Source organism: Pseudoruegeria sp. SHC-113, from assembly GCF_025376885.1.
Lineage (GTDB): Bacteria > Pseudomonadota > Alphaproteobacteria > Rhodobacterales > Rhodobacteraceae > Pseudoruegeria.
Window position 1 is genome coordinate 807,982 of the sequence record NZ_JAHUBR010000001.1, and the last position, 19,682, is coordinate 827,663.

The window sequence follows — 19,682 nt, forward strand, 5'->3', positions numbered from 1 at the left end:
CTTGCCATGCCCCAGACCGAAGACCTCGTGTCAGATATCGAAGCCCTCGGTGAAAAGCTCGCCGCCGCGAAGGCCAGCATTTCCAGACGTTTGATCGGTCAGGAGCGGGTGGTGGACCTCACGCTGGCCTCGCTTCTGTGCGGTGGTCATGCGCTGCTGATCGGCCTGCCGGGGCTCGGCAAGACGCGGCTGGTGGAGACGCTCTCCACCGTCATGGGGCTCGATGGCTCCCGCGTGCAGTTCACGCCGGACCTGATGCCGGCCGATATTCTGGGCTCCGAGGTTTTGGAAAAGAAAAAAGGCGGTGAGCGGGAGTTTCGCTTCATTCAGGGGCCGATCTTCTGCCAGCTTCTGATGGCCGATGAGATCAACCGCGCAAGCCCCCGGACGCAATCGGCGCTGCTGCAGGCGATGCAGGAGAAGAAGGTGACGATCGCCGGCGAGGAGCGCGCGCTGGGCGCGCCCTTCCATGTGCTCGCCACCCAGAATCCGATCGAGCAGGAGGGCACCTATCCGCTGCCCGAAGCCCAGCTTGACCGTTTCCTCGTGCAGATTGACGTCGAATACCCGGACCGCGACACCGAACGCGCGATCATCCTCGCGACGACGGGGGTTGAGGAGGAGGAGGCACAGGCTGTCTTTTCCGCCGAAGAGCTTCTGGCCGCGCAAACGCTTCTGCGCCGGATGCCGGTGGGCGAGGGGGTGGTGGAGCTGATCCTCGATCTGGTGCGCGCCTGCCGCCCCGATGATCCCGACGCGCCGGATGTGGTGCGCGAGAACGTGTCGTGGGGGCCGGGGCCGCGTGCGGCGCAGGCGCTGATGCTCACCGTGCGCGCCGAGGCGCTGCTGCACGGGCGGCTCGTGCCTTCGCCGGAGGATGTGCTGCGGATGGCGCGCCCGGTGCTGTCGCACCGCATGGCGCTCTCCTTCGCGGCGCGGGCGCGTGGTGTGGAGCTTTCGGATGTGATCGCAGAGGTGGCTGAGCGCGTGTCGCGCACCGAGGCCGCTGCGTGAGAGCCCCCCGCGCCCTTCGCCGGACGGCGGCGGAAACCGCCGCGCCCTTCCCGCCCCTGCTGGCGGATGCCGAGCGGCTTGCGGCCACCGTGTTGCTGGGCGAACACGGGCGCAGGCGGGCAGGGATGGGCGATGAGTTCTGGCAATACCGCCCGGCCACGGAGGGCGATGAGGCGCGGCTAATCGACTGGCGGCGCTCTGCCAAATCGGATGTGCATTTCATCCGCCAGCGCGAATGGCAGGCGGCCCAGAGCGTGATGTTCTGGATCGACAACGCCCGCGCGATGGATTTCACCTCGGATGAGGGCTGGCCGCGCAAGGTCTCTCGCGCACGCACTTTGGCGCTGGCACTCTCGATCCTGCTGGTGCGCGCGGGCGAGCGCGTGGGGCTGACGACGTCGGACCACCCGCCGCGCTCAGGCGAGGCGCAGCTGTTGCGGCTGGCCGAGGAACTGTTGGGCGAAGGCGAGGGCGCGGAATATGGCGCGCCGGAAACGCGGGGCATGCGGCCCCATTCGGCGGCTGTCTTCTTTTCGGATTTTCTCGGGCCCCTGGCTGGGATCGAATCCGCCGTGGCGCGCGCGGCGGATCGCGATGTGCGGGGTGTATTGTTTCAGGTGTTGGACCCGCAGGAGGAAAGCTTCCCCTTCGATGGCCGCACCATCTTTGAAAGCGTCGGCGGCACCATGAGCCATGAAACCCGCCGCGCAGGCGATCTGCGCAGCCGCTATCTGGAGCGGCTGGCCACCCGGCGCGACGCACTCACCGCGCTCTGCCGCGCCACGGGCTGGCAGCTGCATGTGCACCATACCGATCAGCCGGGGCAGGCCGCGCTCCTGTGGCTGCATCAGGCCTTGCAGCGGGGGCGCCGCTGATGCTTGTGCTCGGCCCCATAGGCTTCACTGCGCCCTGGCTTCTGTTGGGGCTTCTGGCATTGCCGGTGCTCTGGATCCTGCTGCGCGTGATGCCACCTGCCCCGATCCGGCGGCGCTTTCCGGGCGTTGTGCTGCTTCTGGGCCTGAAGGACGAGGAAAGCGAAACCGATCGCACCCCGTGGTGGCTGCTGCTTCTGCGCCTCGCAGCTATCGCGGCGCTGATCCTCGGCTTCGCGGGGCCGGTGCTGAACCCGCAGCCGGATCGTGGCGGCGAGGGGCCGCTGCTGATTGTCTCGGATTCCACCTGGGCCTCAGCACAGGGCTGGCCGCGCCGCATGGAGCGGGTGGAAGGCCTGCTGGATGAGGCCTCGCGCGCCGGGCGCTCGGTGGCTGTTGTCTCGCTCACCGACCTGCCGCCGCCGGGCGATCTGCCCTTCCTTGCGGCGGATGCGTGGAAGCCCCGGCTCGCAGGCCTCGCCCCGCAGCCCCATGCGCCGTCGACAGAGGCGCTCTCGGCGTGGTTGCTTTCCTTGCCGCAGGGCAGTTTCGAGACCTATTGGATCTCCGACGGGCTGGCGCGTGACAGCCGTGGTCCGCTGCTCTCGGCCCTGCAAACCCGGGGCGCGGTGACGGTGTTCCAGCCGCCAAGCCCCACCCTTGGCCTGCGCCCGGCGACCTATGCGGACGGCGTGATCGATGTCACCGTGCTGCGCGATCTGGCCGCCGTGGCGCAATCGGTGCCGGTGAGCGCCATCGGGCTGGACCCCTCCGGCACCGAGCGCGTGCTGGCCAGCGGTTCGGCGGAGTTCCAGCCGGACGAAAACGAGGCCACCGTCGTCCTCGCGCTGCCGCCGGAACTGCGCAACCGCGTGACCCGTTTCGCGCTGGGTGGTGTGCGCTCGGCAGGCGCGGTGTCGCTGACTGACGATGCGCTGAAACGGCGCGAGGTGGCGCTGATCGCGGGCCGCGAGGATCGCGAAGGGCTGGAGCTGCTCTCGCCGCTGCACTACCTGCGGCAGGCGCTCGCCCCCACCGCCGACCTGCTGGAAGGCGCGCTGACCGATCTTTTGCCCGCCAATCCCGACGCCATCATCCTTGCCGATGTCGCCACGCTTTCGGGCGGGGAGGCGGCGAGCTTGCAGGAATGGGTCGAGGCCGGGGGGCTGCTCGTGCGCTTTGCCGGCCCGCGCCTTGCTGCGAGCGACGTGAGCCGCGAGGCCGAGGATCCGCTGATGCCGGTGCGCCTGCGCGCCGGAGGCCGCACCGTCGGCGGCGCGATGAGCTGGGGCGCGCCCAAGAGCCTGCGCGCCTTCGCCGACGGCTCGCCCTTTTTCGGCCTCGCCGTGCCGCAGGATGTGGACGTGAGCGCGCAGGTGCTGGCCCAGCCCGACCCGGAGCTTGCGAGCCGCACCATCGCCGTACTGGAAGACGGCACGCCGCTTGTCACCCGCAAGAGCCTTGGCGAGGGGCAGGTGGTGCTGTTCCATGTCACCGCCAATGCTGAATGGTCGAGCCTGCCCCTTTCCGGCCTCTTCGTGCAGATGCTGGAGCGGCTCGCTGTCTCCACGCGCCCGGCCCGCCCCACGGTGGAGGATCTCGAGGGCACCACATGGCAGCCGATGCGCGTTCTGGATGGTTTTGGAGATTTCGCCGAGGCAGGTGCGCTGTCCGGTGTGCCGGGCGAGGTGATCGCCGAGGGCACCACCGGCCCAAGCGCCCCGCCGGGGCTCTACGCTGCCGGGGATCGCGCCATCGCACTGAACGTAATTGGTGCTGAAACCGAACTGGCGCGCGCCGCATGGCCGGTGGGCGTGCCTGTGCAAGGCCTGGCCGTGGCGCGGGAGATCACGCTGAAGGGGCCGCTGCTCACCGCCGCGCTGGCGCTGCTGATCGCCGATATTCTCGCCTCTCTTCTGGTCGCGGGCCGCCTTTCGGGCTTGCTGCGCCGCCCGGCGCGGACCACGGCGCTGATTGCCACTCTCGGCCTGGGCGCGCTGCTGCTGCCCACGCCGCCTGCCTTCGCGCAAGAGGCGCAGAACGATCCAGCCGCCGAGGCCCTTGCGCTGGCCGCCACGCAGGAAGTGGTGCTGGCCCATGTGATGACGGGCGACGCACAGCTTGACGCCATCGCGCAAGCCGGCCTGCGCGGCCTCGGGCGCACGCTCTTCCAGCGCACCGCCGTGGAGCCGGCGGAGCCCATCGCAGTGAACCTCGAAACCGACGAGCTGGCCTTCTTCCCCTTCCTTTACTGGCCGATTTCCTACGGCCAGCCGATCCCGAGCGAGGAAGCCTATGCCAAGCTCAACCGTTACCTGCGCTCTGGCGGCATGATCTTGTTTGACACCCGTGATGCCGATGTGTCGGGCTATGCGGGCCAGACGCCGGAGGCGCGCAAACTGCAGCGCCTTGCCGCGCCGCTCGACATTCCGCCGTTGGAGCAGATCCCGGCCGATCACGTGCTCACCCGCACCTTCTATCTGCTGCAGGATTTCCCCGGCCGCCACGCGGGCCGCGATGTCTGGGTGGAGGCCGCGCCGCCGGATGCGGTGCAGATTGAGGGCATGCCCTTCCGCAATCTCAACGATGGCGTCACACCCGTGGTGATCGGCGGCAACGACTGGGCGGCGGCCTGGGCCATAGATGAGCGCGGCGGGCGCATGTTCCCCGTCGGGCGCGGCTTCGGCGGCGAAATGCAGCGCGAGATCGCCCTGCGCTTCGGGGTGAACCTCGTGATGCATGTGCTGACGGGCAACTATAAATCCGATCAGGTCCATGTGCCTGCGCTTCTGGACAGGCTGGGGCAATGACGGCAGACAGGATCCTCTTCGACGCGCTGGTGTCTTGGCCGCTGATCTGGGCTGGGGCCGCGCTGTTGGCGGCACTGCTGGTGTTTGCCGCGTTCCGGGGGCTTTCAGGCTGGTGGCTTCGCGCCCTTGGCGGTGCTGTGCTGCTGCTTGCGCTGGCCAACCCGTCGCTCCAAACCGAGGAACGCGAAACGCTCTCTGACATCGCGCTGGTGATCGAGGATCGCAGCGCGAGCCAGACCATCGCCGCGCGCCCCGCGCAGATGGACACGGCCGCCGCGCAACTCGATGCTGCCCTCGCCGCGCGCCCCAACACCGAGGTGCGCCGCGTGGTGGTGGGTGACGGGGACGAAAACACCGGCACCCTGATGATGGGCGCGCTGGCGCAGGCGATGGCCGACCTGCCCGATGACCGGCTGGCAGGTGTCTTCCTGCTCACCGACGGGCAGGCCCATGATGCCGAGCTTCAGCCCGCCGTGCCCGCTCCCTTGCATGTGCTGCTCACCGGAGAGCCACAGGACTGGGATCGCCGCCTCGCCGTGCGCAACGCGCCGGCCTTCGGCATTCTGGGCGAGGAGGTCTCCCTGCGGTTGCGGGTGGAGGATCAGGGCGCGGTGCCGGAAGACGTGATGGGGATGGCCGAGTTGCAGATCTCGGTCGACGGCAATCCGGCGGTCTCGGTGCAGGTGCCCACGGGGCGCGATCTGGAACTGCCGATCACGCTGGCCCATGGCGGGCTGAACGTGGTGCAGATCACCGTGCCGGAAGCCCAAGGCGAGCTGACCACCCGCAACAACTCCGCCGTGGTGCAGATCAATGGCGTGCGCGATCGCTTGCGCGTTCTTCTGGTGTCGGGCGAGCCGCATCCGGGCGAGCGCACATGGCGCAACCTGCTGAAATCCGACAGCTCTGTGGATCTCGTCCATTTCACCATCCTGCGCCCGCCGGAAAAACAGGATGGCGTGCCGGTGTCGGAGCTTTCGCTGATCGCCTTCCCCACGCGCGAGCTGTTTCTCGACAAGATCGACGAGTTCGATCTGATTATTTTCGATCGCTACAAGCGGCGCGGCATTCTGCCGGGGCTCTACCTTGATAACATTGCCCGCTACGTGGAAGAGGGCGGCGCGGTGCTGATCGCCGCGGGGCCGGATTTTGCCTCCGCCGACAGCCTGTTTCACTCCGGCATCGCCTCGGTGCTGCCCGCCGCCCCCACGGCGCGGGTGATCGAGGAGGGCTTCCGCCCCGCGATCACCGAACTGGGCCAGCGCCACCCGGTGACGGAGGGGCTGGATACGCCCTTCCTCGATGGCGAAGGCCCGCCGGAGTGGGGCCGCTGGTTCCGCCTCGTGGATCTGGAGCCCATCGGCGGCAGCGAGGTGATGGAGGGCATCGACGGCCGTCCGCTCCTGATGCTGGATCGCGTCGGCGAGGGGCGCGTGGCGCTATTGGCTTCTGATCACGCATGGCTCTGGAGCCGGGGCTTTGAAGGCGGCGGCCCGCAGTTGGAGCTGCTGCGGCGGCTGGCGCATTGGATGATGAAGGAACCCGAACTGGAGGAGGAGGCCCTCTGGGCCGAGGCCAACGGGCAGGAGATGACCATCGTGCGCCGCACTTTGGGCGAAGAGGTCGGCCCGGTTGAGATCACCACACCCGATGGCAGCAGCGTTTCGGTGACGCTGGAGCAGGTCGCGCCGGGGCGCTACGAGGCCACCTATCTGGGGCCGGACATGGGGCTTTATCGCCTCACCGAAGCCGATCTGGAAAGCGTCATCGCGCTGGGGCCCGCCGCACCGCGCGAGTTCGAGGAAACCATCGCCTCCGCCGCGCCGCTCGCCGCGCAGGTGGCGGCGACGAATGGCGGGGCCGTGGCGCTGTCGGAAGGTATGCCGGGCCTGCGCAATGTGCGCGCCGGGCGGCCCGCCGCGGGCCGGGGCTGGCTCGGGCTGACCCCGCGCGAGGCCTATCTGACCACGGATGTGCGCGTCGCGCCGCTGTTGCCGGGCTGGCTGTTCCTGATGCTGGCCGCACTTCTGGCCGTGGGCGCCTGGCTCTATGAGGGGCGGCGCGCGCGGCGGGAGGCGTGAGCCGGGCTTACTCCAGCTCGATCAGGAAGATCGGCGCGGCCCACCCATCCTGATTGCAGCGCGCCTGTATGCCCACATGGGTGGTGCCTTCGGGCAGGGAGACGCCGCCGAGCGAGCGGGTGAACGGCTGTTCATCCACATGGGGATGCAACAACTCGCGCACGCCCAGAACCTGCCCATCCTCATCCACGATGCGCCAGCCATCGGCGTAGTGATCCCAGCCGGTGTCCGGGTGGGCGAGCGTCACGGTAAAGCGCCACGTGTCGCCGGTTTGCTCGGCATAGGCGGTGTCGATGAACGGGGCATCGGCAAGCGCGGGCGCGGACAGCAGCAGGAGGGCAAAGGCGGCGTGTTTCATTCGGCAGGCTCCGTTGAGAGGGTTCCAAGCCCGTCCAGCAGCACGGTGCGGGAACGTGAGGAAAACTCGCGCCGCCATAGGAAAGAGAGCGTCAGGACGGTGGCGAGCAGCAAGACCCAAGCCCCTAGCAGCCACGTGAGCGCGGCGAGCGCGAAATAGACGGAGCGCAAGCCGCGATTGTAGCTGCGCGCCGCCGAGATGTTGAGTTCGGCGGCCTGTGCGGCGCGGGCGTAAACGGCGGGATTGTCGTGATCATTGGGTACGGCGGCCATCACCACGGCGCAATAGCCAAACAGCCGGTGCGCCCAGACGAATTTGAGGAAAGCGTTCACCACAAAGATCAGCGCCATGCCGATCTTCACCTCCCAGACGATGTCGGGCGCGGTTTCGAAGGTGAAATCCTCAGCCACGCCCGAAAGCCGCTCGGTGTTGCCGATCAGGGCCATGCCGCCGCCGAGCGCGATCATGCAGGCCGAGGCAAAGAAGGTGGTGCCCTGCCGCAGCGAGGACAGGATCGTGGCGTCGAAAATGCGCGGCTGGCGGGTCACGAACTGGCGCATCCACTCGCGCCGGTAGCGCCGCATCAGCACCGAAACCGAGGGCTTGTGGCTCTTGGCGTTGTCCACGAGGTGGCCGATCACGAACCAGCCGCCCCAGATCAGCAGAACGGCGGCGAGGTCGACGGGGGTGAAATGGGGCAGGGCGGTCTGAAAATTCATAGGGCGCGTTTTAAGCGCTGCCGCTTGCTGTTGCTAGGGGGCATCCTTGCGCGCGGGCCTTTGTGCGGTTGTGCGGCCACGGCGCAGCCAGAGGCGCAGGCGCGCGCGCCATCCCGAAGGGCTGCCCGGTTTGGGGACAGCGGCCAGCAGCGCGGCATCGGTGACTTCGCGCCGCTCGGCGGCTTTCGCGCGGCGGCTCCGGGCGTTCAGCAGGCGGATCAGTGCGGCGAGTTCGGCGCGGGCCGGAGAGCGGCAGTCGGGAAAATAGAGCCTCGCCGCGCCAAGGAATTCATCGTCGTGCAGCACTTCAGCCTTCCGCACGACGGAAATCTCAAGGCGGCCATAGGGAAAGAACAGGCGGCAATCGCGTATTTCCCCGTAGGAGTCCGCATCGATCGGGCCTTCGATCACCGCCATATCGGGCGCAATGCGGATCCCCGCGTGCCAGTGTCCGTCGATCTGCACCGAGAAGGTAAGCGCCTGCGCGGGAACGGCGGGCGGCGGGCCATCGGCCTCTGCCAGCCTGCGGGCGGGCGAATCGGCCGCTTTGGCTGCGCTGGCAGCCCGTGTCTGATCGCGCTGCAAAACACGCATTCTGCCCCTCCCTGACAACAGACACGGGCCGCAAACGGAAAATGGCCCACTCTGGGAACTGCTGGCTCCAGACTGCGCCCGGCTTGGTTATCAATTGGTTAATGCCGCTCGGGTCGCAGGCAGCTGCCCTGCGCGCTTTGCGCACAGGGGGGTGGAAAATGCTTGGTGTTTTACCGAAGCGTTGCTATCGGTGGAAAAATTGGTAAAGTAATTTTACCAATGAGGGTGAGGGGCCGAAGCCGCCCCGGATGGAGGAGAGACGCCATGCAGATGCCACAGCCCGACGCCGGGATCCTTGCGCGCAAGGCGCGGATCGTCTCCCGCCTGTCCGCCGTTTTGAGCGACGGCGCGGTGATCCACGCGCCGGAGGAAACCCGCGCCTACGAATGCGATGCGCTCACCGCCTATAAATGCCCGCCGATGGCCGTGGTGCTGCCCGCGAGCACGGCGGAGGTTTCGGCCGTGCTGAAGGTTTGCCATGAGGAGGGCGTGCCGGTGGTGCCGCGCGGGGCGGGCACCTCGCTTGCAGGCGGCGCGTTGCCCACTGCCGATTGCGTGATCCTGGGCACCGCGCGCATGAACGCGGTCCTGGAAACCGACTACGACAACCGCTTCGTCCGCGTGCAATCCGGGCGCACCAACCTTTCCGTCACCGGGGCTGTCGAGGAAGAAGGCTTCTTCTACGCGCCCGATCCCTCAAGCCAGCTTGCCTGCGCCATCGCGGGCAATGTGGCGATGAATTCCGGCGGGGCGCATTGCCTGAAATACGGCGTCACCACCAACAACCTGATGGGCGTGACGATGGTGCTGATGGATGGCACCGTGGTGGAAATCGGCGGCGCGCATCTGGATGCGGCGGGGCTGGACCTGCTTGGCGTGATCTGCGGCTCCGAAGGGCAGCTTGGCGTCGTCACGGAAGCCACGCTGCGCATCCTGCACAAGCCCGAAGGCGCGCGCCCCGTGCTGATCGGCTATGACAGCAATGAGGTGGCCGGGGCCTGCGTGTCCGACATCATCCGCGCGGGCGTGCTGCCGGTGGCCATCGAGTTCATGGACCGCCCCTGCATCCGCGCCTGCGAGTCCTTCGCCAAGGCAGGCTACCCCGATTGCGAGGCGCTCCTGATCGTGGAGGTGGAAGGCAGCGAGGCGGAGATCCAGCATCAGCTTGGCCTGATCACCGAGATCGCCCGCCGTCATAACCCGGTGGAGCTGCGCGAAGCCAAGGATGCCGATGAGGCCGGGCGCATCTGGCTGGGGCGCAAATCGGCTTTCGGCGCGATGGGGCAGATCAACGATTACATGTGCCTTGATGGCACGATCCCTGTCTCCTCCCTGCCCACGGTGCTGCGCCGGATTGGCGAGCTGTCCGGCGAATATGGGCTGGATGTGGCCAACGTCTTCCATGCGGGCGATGGCAACATGCACCCGCTGATCCTGTTTGATGCTAACAAGCCCGGCGATCTGGAGAAATGCGAGGAACTGGGCGCGGAGATCCTGAAGCTTTGCGTCGAGGCGGGGGGCTGCCTGACGGGCGAGCATGGCGTGGGCGTGGAGAAGCGCGACCTGATGGGCTTCCAATATGCGCCCGAGGATCTGGAAGCGCAGATGGCGGTGAAGGATGTGTTCGATCCGCAGTGGCTGCTGAACCCCGCGAAGGTCTTCCCGCTGACCGTCTCCCAACCGCGCCGCGCCGCCGCCTGACACCGGAGCCCAACGCATGACACTGAAGACCGAAACCGAGCTGGCCGAGGCCATCGCCACGGCGCAAGGCCCGCTGGCTATCAAGGGCGGCGGCACCCGCACCATCGGCCACGCCGTGGGCACCCCGCTGGAGACCGCTGGCCTCACCGGCATCAGCCTGCATGAGCCGGGTGCGCTCACCCTCGTGGCCGCCGCCGGGACGCCTTTGGCCGAAATCGATGCGGTGCTTGCCGCCGAAAACCAGCGGCTGGCCTTCGAGCCGCCCGACCTGCGCGCGCTTCTGGGCCGTGAGGGCACGCCGACCATTGGTGGCGCGGTGGCGGCCAATGCCTCTGGCCCGCGCCGCATTCAGGCCGGGGCCTGCCGCGATCACCTGCTGGGTGTGCGCTACGTGGATGGCAGCGGCACCGTTGTGAAGAACGGCGGGCGGGTGATGAAGAACGTCACCGGCTATGATCTCGTGAAGCTCATGGCCGGGAGCCACGGCACGCTTGGGGTGCTCTCGGAGGTCTCGCTTAAGGTGCTGCCCGCGCCGGAAGCCACGGCAACGGTGCTGATCGAAGGGCTTGCGGACGATCAGGCCGTCGCGGCGATGGCGGCGGCGCTGGGCTCGCCGTTCGATGTGTCCGGTGCCGCCCACACGCAGAAGGGAGTGGACGGCGCGCCGGTGACGATGATCCGCGTGGAGGGCTTTGCGCCCTCCGTGGCCTACCGGGCGCAGGCGGTGAAGGAGAAGCTGGCGGGCTTTGGCGATGTCACCATTGAGGACGATCCCGAGAAAACCGCCGCCGGTTGGGCCTGGGTCCGCGACGTGACTCAACACGCAGGCCAGCCCGGCGATGTCTGGCGCATTTCGGTGAAACCCAGCGACGGGCCGGAGGCCGCGCGGCGACTTTCAGGCGCAGAGGTGCTTTATGATTGGGGCGGCGGGCTCCTGTGGGCGCGGGTGCCGGAAGGCACGGACGTGCGCGCGAGCCTTGGTGGGCTGCCCGGCCATGCCACCCGTGTGCGCGGGGCAGGGGTGAAGGATCCGGCCTTCCCCGTAGAGGCTGCCCCCGTGGCCGCGCTTTCGGCAGGCCTGCGCGCGCGGTTCGATCCGCGCGGCATTCTCAACCCCGGCATCATGGGCTGAAGGACAAAGACCAATGCAGACGAATTTCACCGAAGCCCAGCTGAAAGACCCCGGCATCCAGCGCGCCAACGAGATCCTGCGCTCCTGCGTGCATTGCGGCTTCTGCACGGCGACCTGCCCGACCTATCAGGTGCTTGGCGATGAGCTCGACAGCCCGCGGGGCCGCATTTACCTGATCAAGGACATGCTGGAAAATGAGCGCCCGGCGGATGAGAAAACGGTGAAACACATCGACCGCTGCCTCTCCTGCCTGGCCTGCATGACGACCTGCCCTTCGGGCGTGCATTACATGCATCTGGTGGACGAAGCCCGCGCCTATATCGAGAAGACCTACAAACGCCCCTTCTCGGACCGCGCCCTGCGCTGGATCCTCGCGCAGATCCTGCCCTATCCGACGCGCTTCCGCCTTGCGCTTCTGGGGGCAAAGATCGGGCGGCCCTTCAAGTTCCTGATGCCCGATGCGCGGCTGAAGGCGATGCTGGAGATGGCGCCCAAGTCTATCCCGCCGGTGAGCCGCAACGACGATCCGCAGGTCTTCCCGGCCAAGGGCGAGCGGCTCAAGCGCGTGGCGCTGATGACGGGCTGCGCGCAGAAGGCGCTCAACACCGACATCAACGACGCCACCATCCGCCTGCTGCGGCGCATGGGCTGCGAGGTGGTGATCGCGGAAGGCATGGGCTGCTGCGGCGCGCTGACCCATCACATGGGCAAGGTGGACGCCAGCCACGCCGCTGCTGCCGCCAACATCCGGGCCTGGATGGCCGAGGTGAACGGCGAGGGGCTCGATGCCATCGTCATCAACACTTCGGGCTGCGGCACCACGGTGAAAGACTACGGCCATATGTTCCGCAATGATCCGCTCGCGGCGGAGGCTGCTAAGGTTTCTGAACTGGCGGTGGACGTGTCCGAGCTGTTGGAAAAGCTCGACGTGCCGGAAGGCGCGGACAAGGGCCTCACGGTGGCCTATCACGCGGCCTGCTCGCTGCAGCACGGCCAGCAAGTGAAGACTGCGCCCAAGACGCTGCTGAAGAAGGCCGGGTTCACCGTGGTGGAGCCCGCGGACAGCCACCTCTGCTGCGGCTCGGCCGGCACCTACAACCTGATGCAGCCGGAGATCTCCAAGCAGCTCAAGGAGCGCAAGGTGCGCACGCTGGAGGCCAGGAAGCCCGATGTGATCGCAGCCGGAAACATCGGCTGCATGATGCAGATCGGCGGCGGTACGCAGGTGCCGGTGGTGCACAGCGTGGAGCTTCTGGACTGGGCCACCGGCGGCCCCAAACCGCGCGCTCTGGCGCAGGCGGAGTAAAGCCGATCCCACGCGGGGCCAGAGTTTGAGCCCGCACTAGGGAAAAACCGGGCCTTTCGTGCTATGCTCCCCCCATTGGAGCGATGATTTTGCCAATGGGGGGCGCCATGCCGACATTTGACAGCGAAGAGGCCGCGCGGCACCACCGGGATCTCCATTCCCATCTGCCGTCCGATCCGGCTCTGCGGGTCAAGACGTTGGAAAGCCTCGCGGTGGAGCGCGGGCTGGTGGCCCCTGAAAGCGTGGACGCCTGGGTCGAGGCCTATTCGGAACATGTCGGCCCCAAACGTGGCGCACAGGTGGTGGCCCGCGCTTGGGTGGATCCGGCCTTCCGCGCGCGGCTGCTGGAGAACGCAGCGGAAGCGATCAAGGATTTCGGCTTTCAGGGCGGCGCAACCGGCCATCTGAAGGCCGTCGAGAACACGGGGGATCAGCACAACATCGTCGTCTGCACGCTGTGCTCTTGCTACCCGTTCGCGATCCTCGGCATGTCCCCGGCGTGGTACAAATCCGCCGAATACCGGGCGCGCACCGTGCGTGAGCCCCGCGCGGTGTTGCGCGAGTTTGGCGTGGACCTGCCAGAGAACGTGGGCGTGCGCGTCTGGGACAGCACGGCGGAGCTGCGGTATCTGGTGATCCCTCAGCGCCCGGCAGGCACAGAGGGTTGGAGCGAAGAGGCTCTCGCGGCCATCGTCACGCGCAATTCCATGATCGGCACCGAACGCGACCTGAAAACGGAGGCCGCGTGATGGATGGCATTCACGATCTGGGCGGGATGGAGGGCTTCGGGCCCATTCCCATCACCGAAGGCAGCGCCGATTTCGCTGATCTGGAGATCTGGGAGCAGCGCATGTGGGGGCTCTCAAGCAGTCCCATCGCGCCGGGCATTACCATCGACTGGTTCCGCCACGGCATCGAACGCATGGTGCCGGGCGATTACCTGACCTACGCCTATTTCAACAAGTGGTGCGCCAATTACTTCATGTTCCTGCTGGATGGCGGCACCGTGACGCTTGCAGACATAACGCGCGGCCATGTGCGCGATCCTGCTCCGGCGGCCAAGGCGATGACGCTCGCGGAGGTTCTGGCCGAGGAAGCGGCCAGCGATTTCAGCTTCGTAAGGGACATCGCGGCGGCGCCGGGCTTCACCAAAGGGGAGACCGTCCGGACCCGTCGGCACATGGGGTCAGGCCACACCCGCCTGCCACGTTACGCGCGGGGGGCGGCGGGCCGGGTGCTGGCCCACCACGGGGCGCATGTGCTGCCTGACAAGGGGGCCTTGGGGCTTGATGAGGCGGAGCACCTCTACACGGTCGTCTTCAGCGCGCAGGAGCTTTGGGGCGAGACCGCCAACCCGCGCGACGAGATCACGCTGGATCTTTGGGAGAGCTACCTTGTTCCGGCCTGAGTTCCAGCCCGAAGATCCGCTCGCGCCTCCGGTGGCGGCTTTCGACGAACCTTGGCAGGCCCAGGCCCTCGCCTTGGCTGATGCCATGGTGCAGGCAGGGCATTTCAGCACATCCGACTGGGCTGAGGCCTTGGGCGCATCGCTGAAAGAGGCCGAGGCGGCGGGCGCGCCGGATACGTTGGATACCTACTACACAGCGGTTCTGACCGCCCTTGAGCATCTGGCCGAGGCAAAGGCCGGGATAGACGCCGGGGCGCGCAAGGCGCGCCGAGCGGGGTGGGAAAAGGCCTATCGCCGCACACCGCATGGGCAGCCTGTGATCCTTCGTCCGTCGGACGGCTGAGCCGTCACAGCCGGCCTCCTGCGTGGTTAATCAATTCGGCGCACCGCGGCCCCCGGGCCTTCACAGAACCGCAGCATTGGCCCCAACCGGCCACAATCCTGCCCAACGCCGCCGCTAGCTTTCGGGGAAGATATTCGGAGGCTTCATGCGGTTCTTTACCATTCTTCTGCTTTTCCTGCTCTCCTGGGGCGGCGCGGCGCAGGCGCAGGGATTCGGCGCGGGCGATGCGCATTCCCTGCGCGCCCTGCAGACGGCCGATGACGGCAAGGGCTGGGAAGCCGTGGGCCGGCTCAACATCGGCAACCGCAGCATGTGCACCGGGGCCCTGATTGCCGACGATCTGGTGCTGACAGCCGCCCATTGCCTCTTTGACCGCCCCACCGGCGCGCGCGTGGATATTTCCGGCATCCAGTTCCTTGCCGGATGGCGCAATGGCCGCGCCTCGGCCTATCGGGGCATCAGCCATGCGGTGGTGCACCCGGACTACTTGTTTGGTGCGGCGGATGGCGAAAGCAAGGTGCGCAATGATATTGCCCTGCTGCGCCTCGACCAGCCCGTGCGCAATGGCACGATCCAGCCTTTCGCCATCGACACCCGACCCCGCCGGGGCGATGAGGTGGGCGTGGTGTCCTACGCGCAGGATCGCTCCGAACAGCCCTCGCTGCAGGAAGTCTGCCATGTGCTGGCCCGTCAGTCCGGTGCGCTGGTGCTCTCCTGCGATGTGGATTTCGGCTCGTCTGGTGCGCCGATCTTCGTGATGCAGAATGGCATCGCCAAGATCGTGTCCGTCGTCTCGGCCAAGGCCGAGGTAGGCGATCAGAAAGTGGCGCTGGGCAGCGAACTGGAAACGCCGCTGGCGACCGTCATGGCGATGATGGAGGACGCAGCCGACCCCTTCCAGCGTGCCCGCCCCACCGTGCGCCGCATGAGCCTGAGCGAAGATCGCGCAAGCTCCGGCGCGAAGTTCCTGCGGCCCTGAGGCGCGGCCGCTCATGACACCTCTCCTCCGCCTTGCCGCCTTACTTCTGCTCCTGCCCGCCGCAGCGCTGGCCCAGCAGGACAGCGGCCTTCAACGCCTCACCGACCGCGACGATGTCTTCGGGCTGGAGGCCGTGGGGCGGATCGATCTGGGGGAAGATAGCTATTGCAGCGGGGCATTGATCGCACCCGATCTGGTGCTCACCGCTGCCCATTGTTTGTTCGATCGTAGGACCCGCCAACCGCGTGACCTGTCACGCACCCTGTTCAGTGCCAGTTTAAGGGATGGAACGGCTCTGTTTCAGGCGGCGGTTCTGCGGGCCGTGCCACGGGAAGGTTATGTGCCCTTCGCGCCGGTCAGCCGGGACAACATCGTGCAGGATGTTGCCCTACTTCAGCTGTCCAGCTCCGTGAGCACGGCCATTATTGCGCCCTATGCAGTGGATGTGGCCCCGCAGGCGGGTGCGCCGGTGAGCGTCGTCTCTTATGCCAGGGGGCGCGACGAAGCGCCTTCGTGGCAGCGCTCCTGCAAGGTGGTAGAGCGCGATACCGAAGCGCTCGCGCTGTCGTGCGACGTATACTACGGCTCCTCCGGCGCGCCGGTCTTTGGCGGCGACGGGCGTCGGCGGCGCATCGTTTCGCTGATCTCGTCGGGTTACCGCGATGGCGAGAGCCACATCGCCTTCGGCATGGTGCTGCCCGAGGCCGTGGCCGAACTGAAAACCGCCCTGCGTGCCGGGCGCGGGGTGATCGAAGCGGGGCCGTCAGGGCCGCGCCGCTTCGGGGCCGACATCAACGGAAAATCCAGCAGCGGCGCGAAATTCCTGCGGCCCTGAAGGCCAGCACGCGCCCTCTTGAAACCGCGTTTTTCCCTGCCTACCTGAATGATACCGGGTGCCACTTGAGGGCCCGGTGATCAGAAACAATGGCCTGTCCGCAACAGGAAGGCCGCCACATGGAAATCGCTTGAAGAAGGATATCCCACATGCGTAATTTCGATCTCTCCCCGCTCTATCGCGCCACCGTTGGCTTTGACCAGATCGCCGATCTGATGGATCGCGCCCTTGCGAGCGATGTGAGCCAGAACACCTATCCGCCCTACAACATCGAGAAAACCGCCGATGATGCTTACCGTATCACCGTGGCCGTGGCCGGCTTCTCCGAGGCCGAGCTCTCTGTTGAGGTGAAGGAAAACGCGCTGATCATCTCGGCCAAGAAGGCCAAGGATGAGGCCGAGCGTAACTACCTGCACCGGGGCATCGCCACCCGCGCCTTCGAGCGCCGCTTCCACCTGGCCGACCACGTGCGCGTGGCTGGTGCCACCCATGAAGATGGTCTGCTGCACATCGATCTGGTGCGCGAAGTGCCCGAAACGCTGAAGCCGCGTACGATCCAGATCAACGGCGGCAAGGCCATCGAAGGCAATACCGTCAACTGATCCGGCCCTTTGGCTGAACGAAGAAAGGCGCGCCACAGGGCGCGCCTTTTGTTTTCTTGAGCGTTTCGGCCGCCGTTTGGGCTGCCCTTACATCGCGCCGCCGAGCGAGAAGAACAGCGTCTCGCCGGAGTGATCGTCCACACCGTCATTGTCGGTGGAGACGAAGAAGGTGCCGGACGCGTCGATGGCGAGGCCCTCGACCTTGTCCTGCACGTAGCCGTTCAGGCTGAGCAGATCCTGGATCAGATCGCGCACCTCTTCCTTGCTCACGACGGGCAGCGCGCCGCCGAGGGGGGCAGGCACCATTTCAGCGGCGGGGATGCGATAGATCTTCTTCGTCACCGCCTCTGCGCCGATCTGGTTGTCGCGCTCGATCACATAGACATGATCGCCGTGGGCCACGATTTCCGACAGGCCGACCCAGCCTTTTGCGGGGGCGGCTTTCGGATAATGCACCGCGCCCCATTCCTCGGTTTCGAGGTTGTAGGCCACGAGCTTCACGTGGTTTTCCGGGTCATCGCCCCATTCGCGCTGTACCGCCATCCAGAGCGTGTCGCCCAGTTTGGTGATGCCCTCGAACCCGAAGCGTTCCTCGACCGCCATCAGCTCTGCCGGCAGGCCGATCTCCTGCTTGATCTCGCCTTTGGCGTTCACGTTGTAGAGCGCGTGCGGGATCACGCGATCGGTGCGGCCTTCGCTGGCGAGCCAGAAGCCGCCGTTGCCGTCCAGCGTGATTCCTTCCAGATCAAGCTTCTGCGCGGGCGCACCGGCGCGGGTCACGCGGAGCGCTTCTGTGATGCGGGCCGGGGTGGCGGTGGCGTCGATGGTGAAGATCGTCGGCTGGTAGCCGTAGAAGCTGTCGTTCACCGCGTAGAGCAGGCCGGGCGTTTGCGCATCGGCTACCATGCCAGAGATCGCGCCCCAACCGATCAGTTCATCGGTGCCGGCGCTGGTGAGTTGCGGGTAGGCGGCGGGGGCGTCCTGATACTCATAGATCATCACATGGGCGCGGATGCCGCCATCTTCGATGAGGTCTTTCTCATTGGCCGTCACCAGCAGGTTGCGCTGGGGGATCGCCACGATGCCTTCGGGCGCGATGCCGGAGGGCAGCAGCTGGGTGAGCTGCGGGTTGGCCGGATCGGTGGCATCGTAGACGCCCACGATGGAGCCACGTTCGGAGCCGACGAAGACCATCGGCGTGCCGTCAAAGCGGGCGGTCTCGATGGATTCCGGCTCCACGCCTTTCGCATCGGAGCGTTTGTCCGGGTAGTGGCCGATCTGGATCAGCGCGTGCTCGAAGGCGGTGCCGGACTCATAAACGACCTCGCCGGATTTGTGGAAGATCGTCCAGCCGCGGGAGCCGCCCTGATAGTCGCCCTCGTTGGCGGTGGCGAAGTGATCGTCGTCCAGCCATTTCACCGCGTCAGGCTCGCGCAGGCGGCCGGGCTGGCGTTCGGTGAAGCGCAGCGCGCCGCGCTCGTCGGTGGCGTCGATGCCCTCCAGATCCACGGATCCGGCGGAGAAATGCGACAGCACCTCACCGTCACGGCTCACCACAACCATATGGTTGTTTTCCTGCAGGGAGACGACGATCTCGCCCAGCCCGTTCACATCCACGAACTCCGGCTCCGGATCGCTGCCCGCGATCCCGGCAAGGCCCGTCAGGTCCACAACCTTCATCGTTGCGCAATCGGCCACGCCCTCCGGCGTGTCGATCAGCACGAGGGTACCGGCGGGCATCTGCGGGATCGCGCTGTCGTTCAGATCTTCATCGCGCTCGTTCTCGATGGCGATGGCCACGAAAGAGGCATCCTTTGCGGTGGCGATGGAATCGGGCTGGCCGCCGATATCGCAGCGGGCCACTTCCGCTTGCGTGTCGATGTCGATCACGGCGAGGTGGCCAGACGGGGCCACGTAGCTTTCCGAGGTGTTCACGCCCACAAGCGCTTTGGTACCGATGAGGGACACCGAGGTCGGCTCGCCCTCAAGCGCGATGTTGCCGAGGGGCTTGGGGTTGGCCGGGTCGGTGATGTCCACCATACCCAGAACGCCCAGCGGGCTATCGGTGTAGACAAGGCGCATGCCGTCCGCCGTGGCGGCGATGATCTCGGGCGAGGTCTCGCGGCTCTGGTCTTCGCCCTGCGCCATGTTGGCCGGGGTCGCGAAGCTGGCGATGCGGTTGAAGTTCATCTCGGCGGACGCGGTGCCGGCGGTCAGCGCCAGCACGGAAGTCAGCCCAAGCAGGTGTCTGGACATTGCAGTCTCCCCTTCAGGTCTTGGATCTGTGCGGGAATGCTGCGGCGAGGTGACAGGCGGGTGACGGCTCTGTTTCGGTTTTGTGAAATCCTGCCGGGTGGTGAAGAATTGGGCGCTGGCGCGTTCGCGGGCGTATTTTCATTGATCAAGGCCGCGCCCTATGCCTAGCTGAGCGGCGAAGAAACGCATTTCGCGCCAAGCTTTTTGAAAGGATGACACATGGAAGACTCCATCGGCTTCTTCGATATTTTCTGGTCCATTTTCTGGCTGTTCCTGATGGTCGCCTGGTTCTGGGTGGCGATCTCGGTCGTGGCCGACATCTTCCGCTCCAAGGATATGAGCGGCATCTCCAAGGCGATCTGGATTGCCTTCGTGATCCTGATCCCCTGGGCTGGTGTGCTCGGCTACCTCATCATCCGGGGCGACAAGATGAAGGAGCACAACGAGGCGGCCGTGGCCCAGATGCAGGCCGCGCAGAAGGATTACATTCGCTCCGTGGCGACCGTTTCGCCCGCTGAGGAAATCGAGAAGCTCGCCGCGCTGAAGGAAAAAGGCGCACTGACGGAAGAGGAATTCGCAGCCCAGAAGGCCAAGATCCTGAACCCGTAATCCGGGAACTCCCCGAACAGAAATGGCCCGGCGCATTGCCGGGCCATTTTGTTTTCTAAACCT

General features: G+C 66.6%; 18 protein-coding genes. 14 read left to right on the top strand and 4 right to left on the bottom strand.

What is annotated here, in order from left to right; genetic code table 11:
• Positions 1–6: 6 nt before the first annotated feature.
• The 4 genes from KVX96_RS04065 to KVX96_RS04080 are packed head-to-tail and all read left to right on the top strand — an operon-like array spanning position 7 to position 6,777.
• A complete protein-coding gene (locus tag KVX96_RS04065; protein WP_261192977.1) occupies positions 7–1,014 on the top strand; it encodes an AAA family ATPase in 1,008 nt (335 codons plus the stop codon).
• Complete coding sequence (locus KVX96_RS04070) at positions 1,011–1,889, top strand: DUF58 domain-containing protein (RefSeq protein ID WP_261192979.1); 879 nt, start codon at positions 1,011–1,013, stop codon at positions 1,887–1,889. Before KVX96_RS04065 ends, KVX96_RS04070 begins: the two co-directional genes overlap by 4 nt.
• Positions 1,889–4,696 (top strand): DUF4159 domain-containing protein, encoded by a 2,808-nt coding sequence (locus KVX96_RS04075; protein WP_261192981.1) that lies wholly within the window; start codon positions 1,889–1,891, stop codon positions 4,694–4,696. Before KVX96_RS04070 ends, KVX96_RS04075 begins: the two co-directional genes overlap by 1 nt.
• Positions 4,693–6,777, top strand: a complete 2,085-nt coding sequence (locus KVX96_RS04080) for a hypothetical protein (protein ID WP_261192982.1) — start codon at positions 4,693–4,695, stop codon at positions 6,775–6,777. The genes KVX96_RS04075 and KVX96_RS04080 overlap by 4 nt, the downstream gene beginning before the upstream one ends.
• 7 nt (positions 6,778–6,784) lie before the next feature.
• Here the strand turns inward: KVX96_RS04080 and KVX96_RS04085 are convergent, their stop codons facing one another.
• From KVX96_RS04085 to KVX96_RS04095, 3 genes are read right to left on the bottom strand one after another with little or no spacing between them, the layout of a single operon-like run.
• The gene (locus KVX96_RS04085) at positions 6,785–7,135 is read right to left on the bottom strand and encodes a hypothetical protein (RefSeq protein WP_261192983.1); all 351 of its coding nucleotides are present in this window, start codon (positions 7,133–7,135) and stop codon (positions 6,785–6,787) included.
• A complete protein-coding gene (locus KVX96_RS04090; RefSeq protein ID WP_261192984.1) occupies positions 7,132–7,854 on the bottom strand; it encodes a DUF599 domain-containing protein in 723 nt (240 codons plus the stop codon). Before KVX96_RS04090 ends, KVX96_RS04085 begins: the two co-directional genes overlap by 4 nt.
• Before the next feature lie 33 nt (positions 7,855–7,887).
• A complete protein-coding gene (locus KVX96_RS04095) occupies positions 7,888–8,448 on the bottom strand; it encodes a hypothetical protein (RefSeq protein ID WP_261192985.1) in 561 nt (186 codons plus the stop codon).
• Positions 8,449–8,712: 264 nt separating this feature from the next.
• Here KVX96_RS04095 and KVX96_RS04100 point away from each other — a divergent pair, with 264 nt between their 5' ends.
• The 9 genes from KVX96_RS04100 to KVX96_RS04140 all read left to right on the top strand — a co-directional run bounded on the left by KVX96_RS04100 (position 8,713) and on the right by KVX96_RS04140 (position 16,754).
• Complete coding sequence (locus tag KVX96_RS04100; RefSeq protein ID WP_261192986.1) at positions 8,713–10,149, top strand: FAD-linked oxidase C-terminal domain-containing protein; 1,437 nt, start codon at positions 8,713–8,715, stop codon at positions 10,147–10,149.
• Between the two features lie 16 nt (positions 10,150–10,165).
• Positions 10,166–11,281, top strand: coding sequence for an FAD-binding protein (locus KVX96_RS04105; RefSeq protein ID WP_261192987.1), 1,116 nt, complete (start codon positions 10,166–10,168; stop codon positions 11,279–11,281).
• Between the two features lie 13 nt (positions 11,282–11,294).
• Positions 11,295–12,587: a glycolate oxidase subunit GlcF gene (glcF, locus tag KVX96_RS04110; RefSeq protein ID WP_261192988.1), complete on the top strand. Its 1,293-nt coding sequence runs from the start codon at positions 11,295–11,297 to the stop codon at positions 12,585–12,587.
• Between the two features lie 107 nt (positions 12,588–12,694).
• The gene (gene nthA / locus KVX96_RS04115) at positions 12,695–13,336 is read left to right on the top strand and encodes a nitrile hydratase subunit alpha (RefSeq protein ID WP_261192990.1); all 642 of its coding nucleotides are present in this window, start codon (positions 12,695–12,697) and stop codon (positions 13,334–13,336) included.
• Entirely contained in the window at positions 13,336–13,995 is a 660-nt protein-coding gene (gene nthB, locus KVX96_RS04120) for a nitrile hydratase subunit beta (protein ID WP_261192991.1), read from the top strand. The genes nthA and nthB overlap by 1 nt, the downstream gene beginning before the upstream one ends.
• Entirely contained in the window at positions 13,982–14,338 is a 357-nt protein-coding gene (locus KVX96_RS04125; RefSeq protein WP_261192992.1) for a nitrile hydratase accessory protein, read from the top strand. The genes nthB and KVX96_RS04125 overlap by 14 nt, the downstream gene beginning before the upstream one ends.
• Positions 14,339–14,483: 145 nt before the next feature.
• Positions 14,484–15,317 carry a trypsin-like serine peptidase gene (locus tag KVX96_RS04130; RefSeq protein WP_261192993.1) on the top strand — a complete coding sequence of 278 codons (834 nt, stop codon included), beginning with the start codon at positions 14,484–14,486 and terminating at the stop codon, positions 15,315–15,317.
• A gap of 13 nt (positions 15,318–15,330) precedes the next feature.
• On the top strand, positions 15,331–16,152 hold the full coding sequence (locus KVX96_RS04135) for a trypsin-like serine peptidase (protein ID WP_261192995.1): 822 nt from the start codon (positions 15,331–15,333) through the stop codon (positions 16,150–16,152).
• A 149-nt stretch (positions 16,153–16,301) separates the two neighbouring features.
• Positions 16,302–16,754 (top strand): Hsp20 family protein, encoded by a 453-nt coding sequence (locus KVX96_RS04140; protein WP_261192998.1) that lies wholly within the window; start codon positions 16,302–16,304, stop codon positions 16,752–16,754.
• A gap of 87 nt (positions 16,755–16,841) precedes the next feature.
• Here KVX96_RS04140 and KVX96_RS04145 read toward each other — a convergent pair whose 3' ends face one another.
• Positions 16,842–19,010: an esterase-like activity of phytase family protein gene (locus KVX96_RS04145; protein ID WP_261193000.1), complete on the bottom strand. Its 2,169-nt coding sequence runs from the start codon at positions 19,008–19,010 to the stop codon at positions 16,842–16,844.
• A 219-nt stretch (positions 19,011–19,229) separates the two neighbouring features.
• Here KVX96_RS04145 and KVX96_RS04150 point away from each other — a divergent pair, with 219 nt between their 5' ends.
• Positions 19,230–19,619, top strand: coding sequence for an SHOCT domain-containing protein (locus KVX96_RS04150; RefSeq protein ID WP_261193001.1), 390 nt, complete (start codon positions 19,230–19,232; stop codon positions 19,617–19,619).
• The last annotated feature ends 63 nt before the right edge of the window (positions 19,620–19,682 follow it).

Coding starts and splice junctions, on each gene's coding strand:
- KVX96_RS04085 (WP_261192983.1), bottom strand. CDS start 7,135: ATGAAACACGCCGCCTTTGCCCTCCTGCTGCTGTCCGCGCCCGCGCTT.
- KVX96_RS04065 (WP_261192977.1), top strand. CDS start 7: ATGCCCCAGACCGAAGACCTCGTGTCAGATATCGAAGCCCTCGGTGAA.
- nthA (WP_261192990.1), top strand. CDS start 12,695: ATGCCGACATTTGACAGCGAAGAGGCCGCGCGGCACCACCGGGATCTC.
- KVX96_RS04140 (WP_261192998.1), top strand. CDS start 16,302: ATGCGTAATTTCGATCTCTCCCCGCTCTATCGCGCCACCGTTGGCTTT.
- KVX96_RS04080 (WP_261192982.1), top strand. CDS start 4,693: ATGACGGCAGACAGGATCCTCTTCGACGCGCTGGTGTCTTGGCCGCTG.
- KVX96_RS04075 (WP_261192981.1), top strand. CDS start 1,889: ATGCTTGTGCTCGGCCCCATAGGCTTCACTGCGCCCTGGCTTCTGTTG.
- KVX96_RS04130 (WP_261192993.1), top strand. CDS start 14,484: ATGCGGTTCTTTACCATTCTTCTGCTTTTCCTGCTCTCCTGGGGCGGC.
- KVX96_RS04090 (WP_261192984.1), bottom strand. CDS start 7,854: ATGAATTTTCAGACCGCCCTGCCCCATTTCACCCCCGTCGACCTCGCC.
- KVX96_RS04145 (WP_261193000.1), bottom strand. CDS start 19,010: ATGTCCAGACACCTGCTTGGGCTGACTTCCGTGCTGGCGCTGACCGCC.
- glcF (WP_261192988.1), top strand. CDS start 11,295: ATGCAGACGAATTTCACCGAAGCCCAGCTGAAAGACCCCGGCATCCAG.
- KVX96_RS04150 (WP_261193001.1), top strand. CDS start 19,230: ATGGAAGACTCCATCGGCTTCTTCGATATTTTCTGGTCCATTTTCTGG.
- KVX96_RS04135 (WP_261192995.1), top strand. CDS start 15,331: ATGACACCTCTCCTCCGCCTTGCCGCCTTACTTCTGCTCCTGCCCGCC.
- nthB (WP_261192991.1), top strand. CDS start 13,336: ATGGATGGCATTCACGATCTGGGCGGGATGGAGGGCTTCGGGCCCATT.
- KVX96_RS04100 (WP_261192986.1), top strand. CDS start 8,713: ATGCAGATGCCACAGCCCGACGCCGGGATCCTTGCGCGCAAGGCGCGG.
- KVX96_RS04095 (WP_261192985.1), bottom strand. CDS start 8,448: ATGCGTGTTTTGCAGCGCGATCAGACACGGGCTGCCAGCGCAGCCAAA.
- KVX96_RS04105 (WP_261192987.1), top strand. CDS start 10,166: ATGACACTGAAGACCGAAACCGAGCTGGCCGAGGCCATCGCCACGGCG.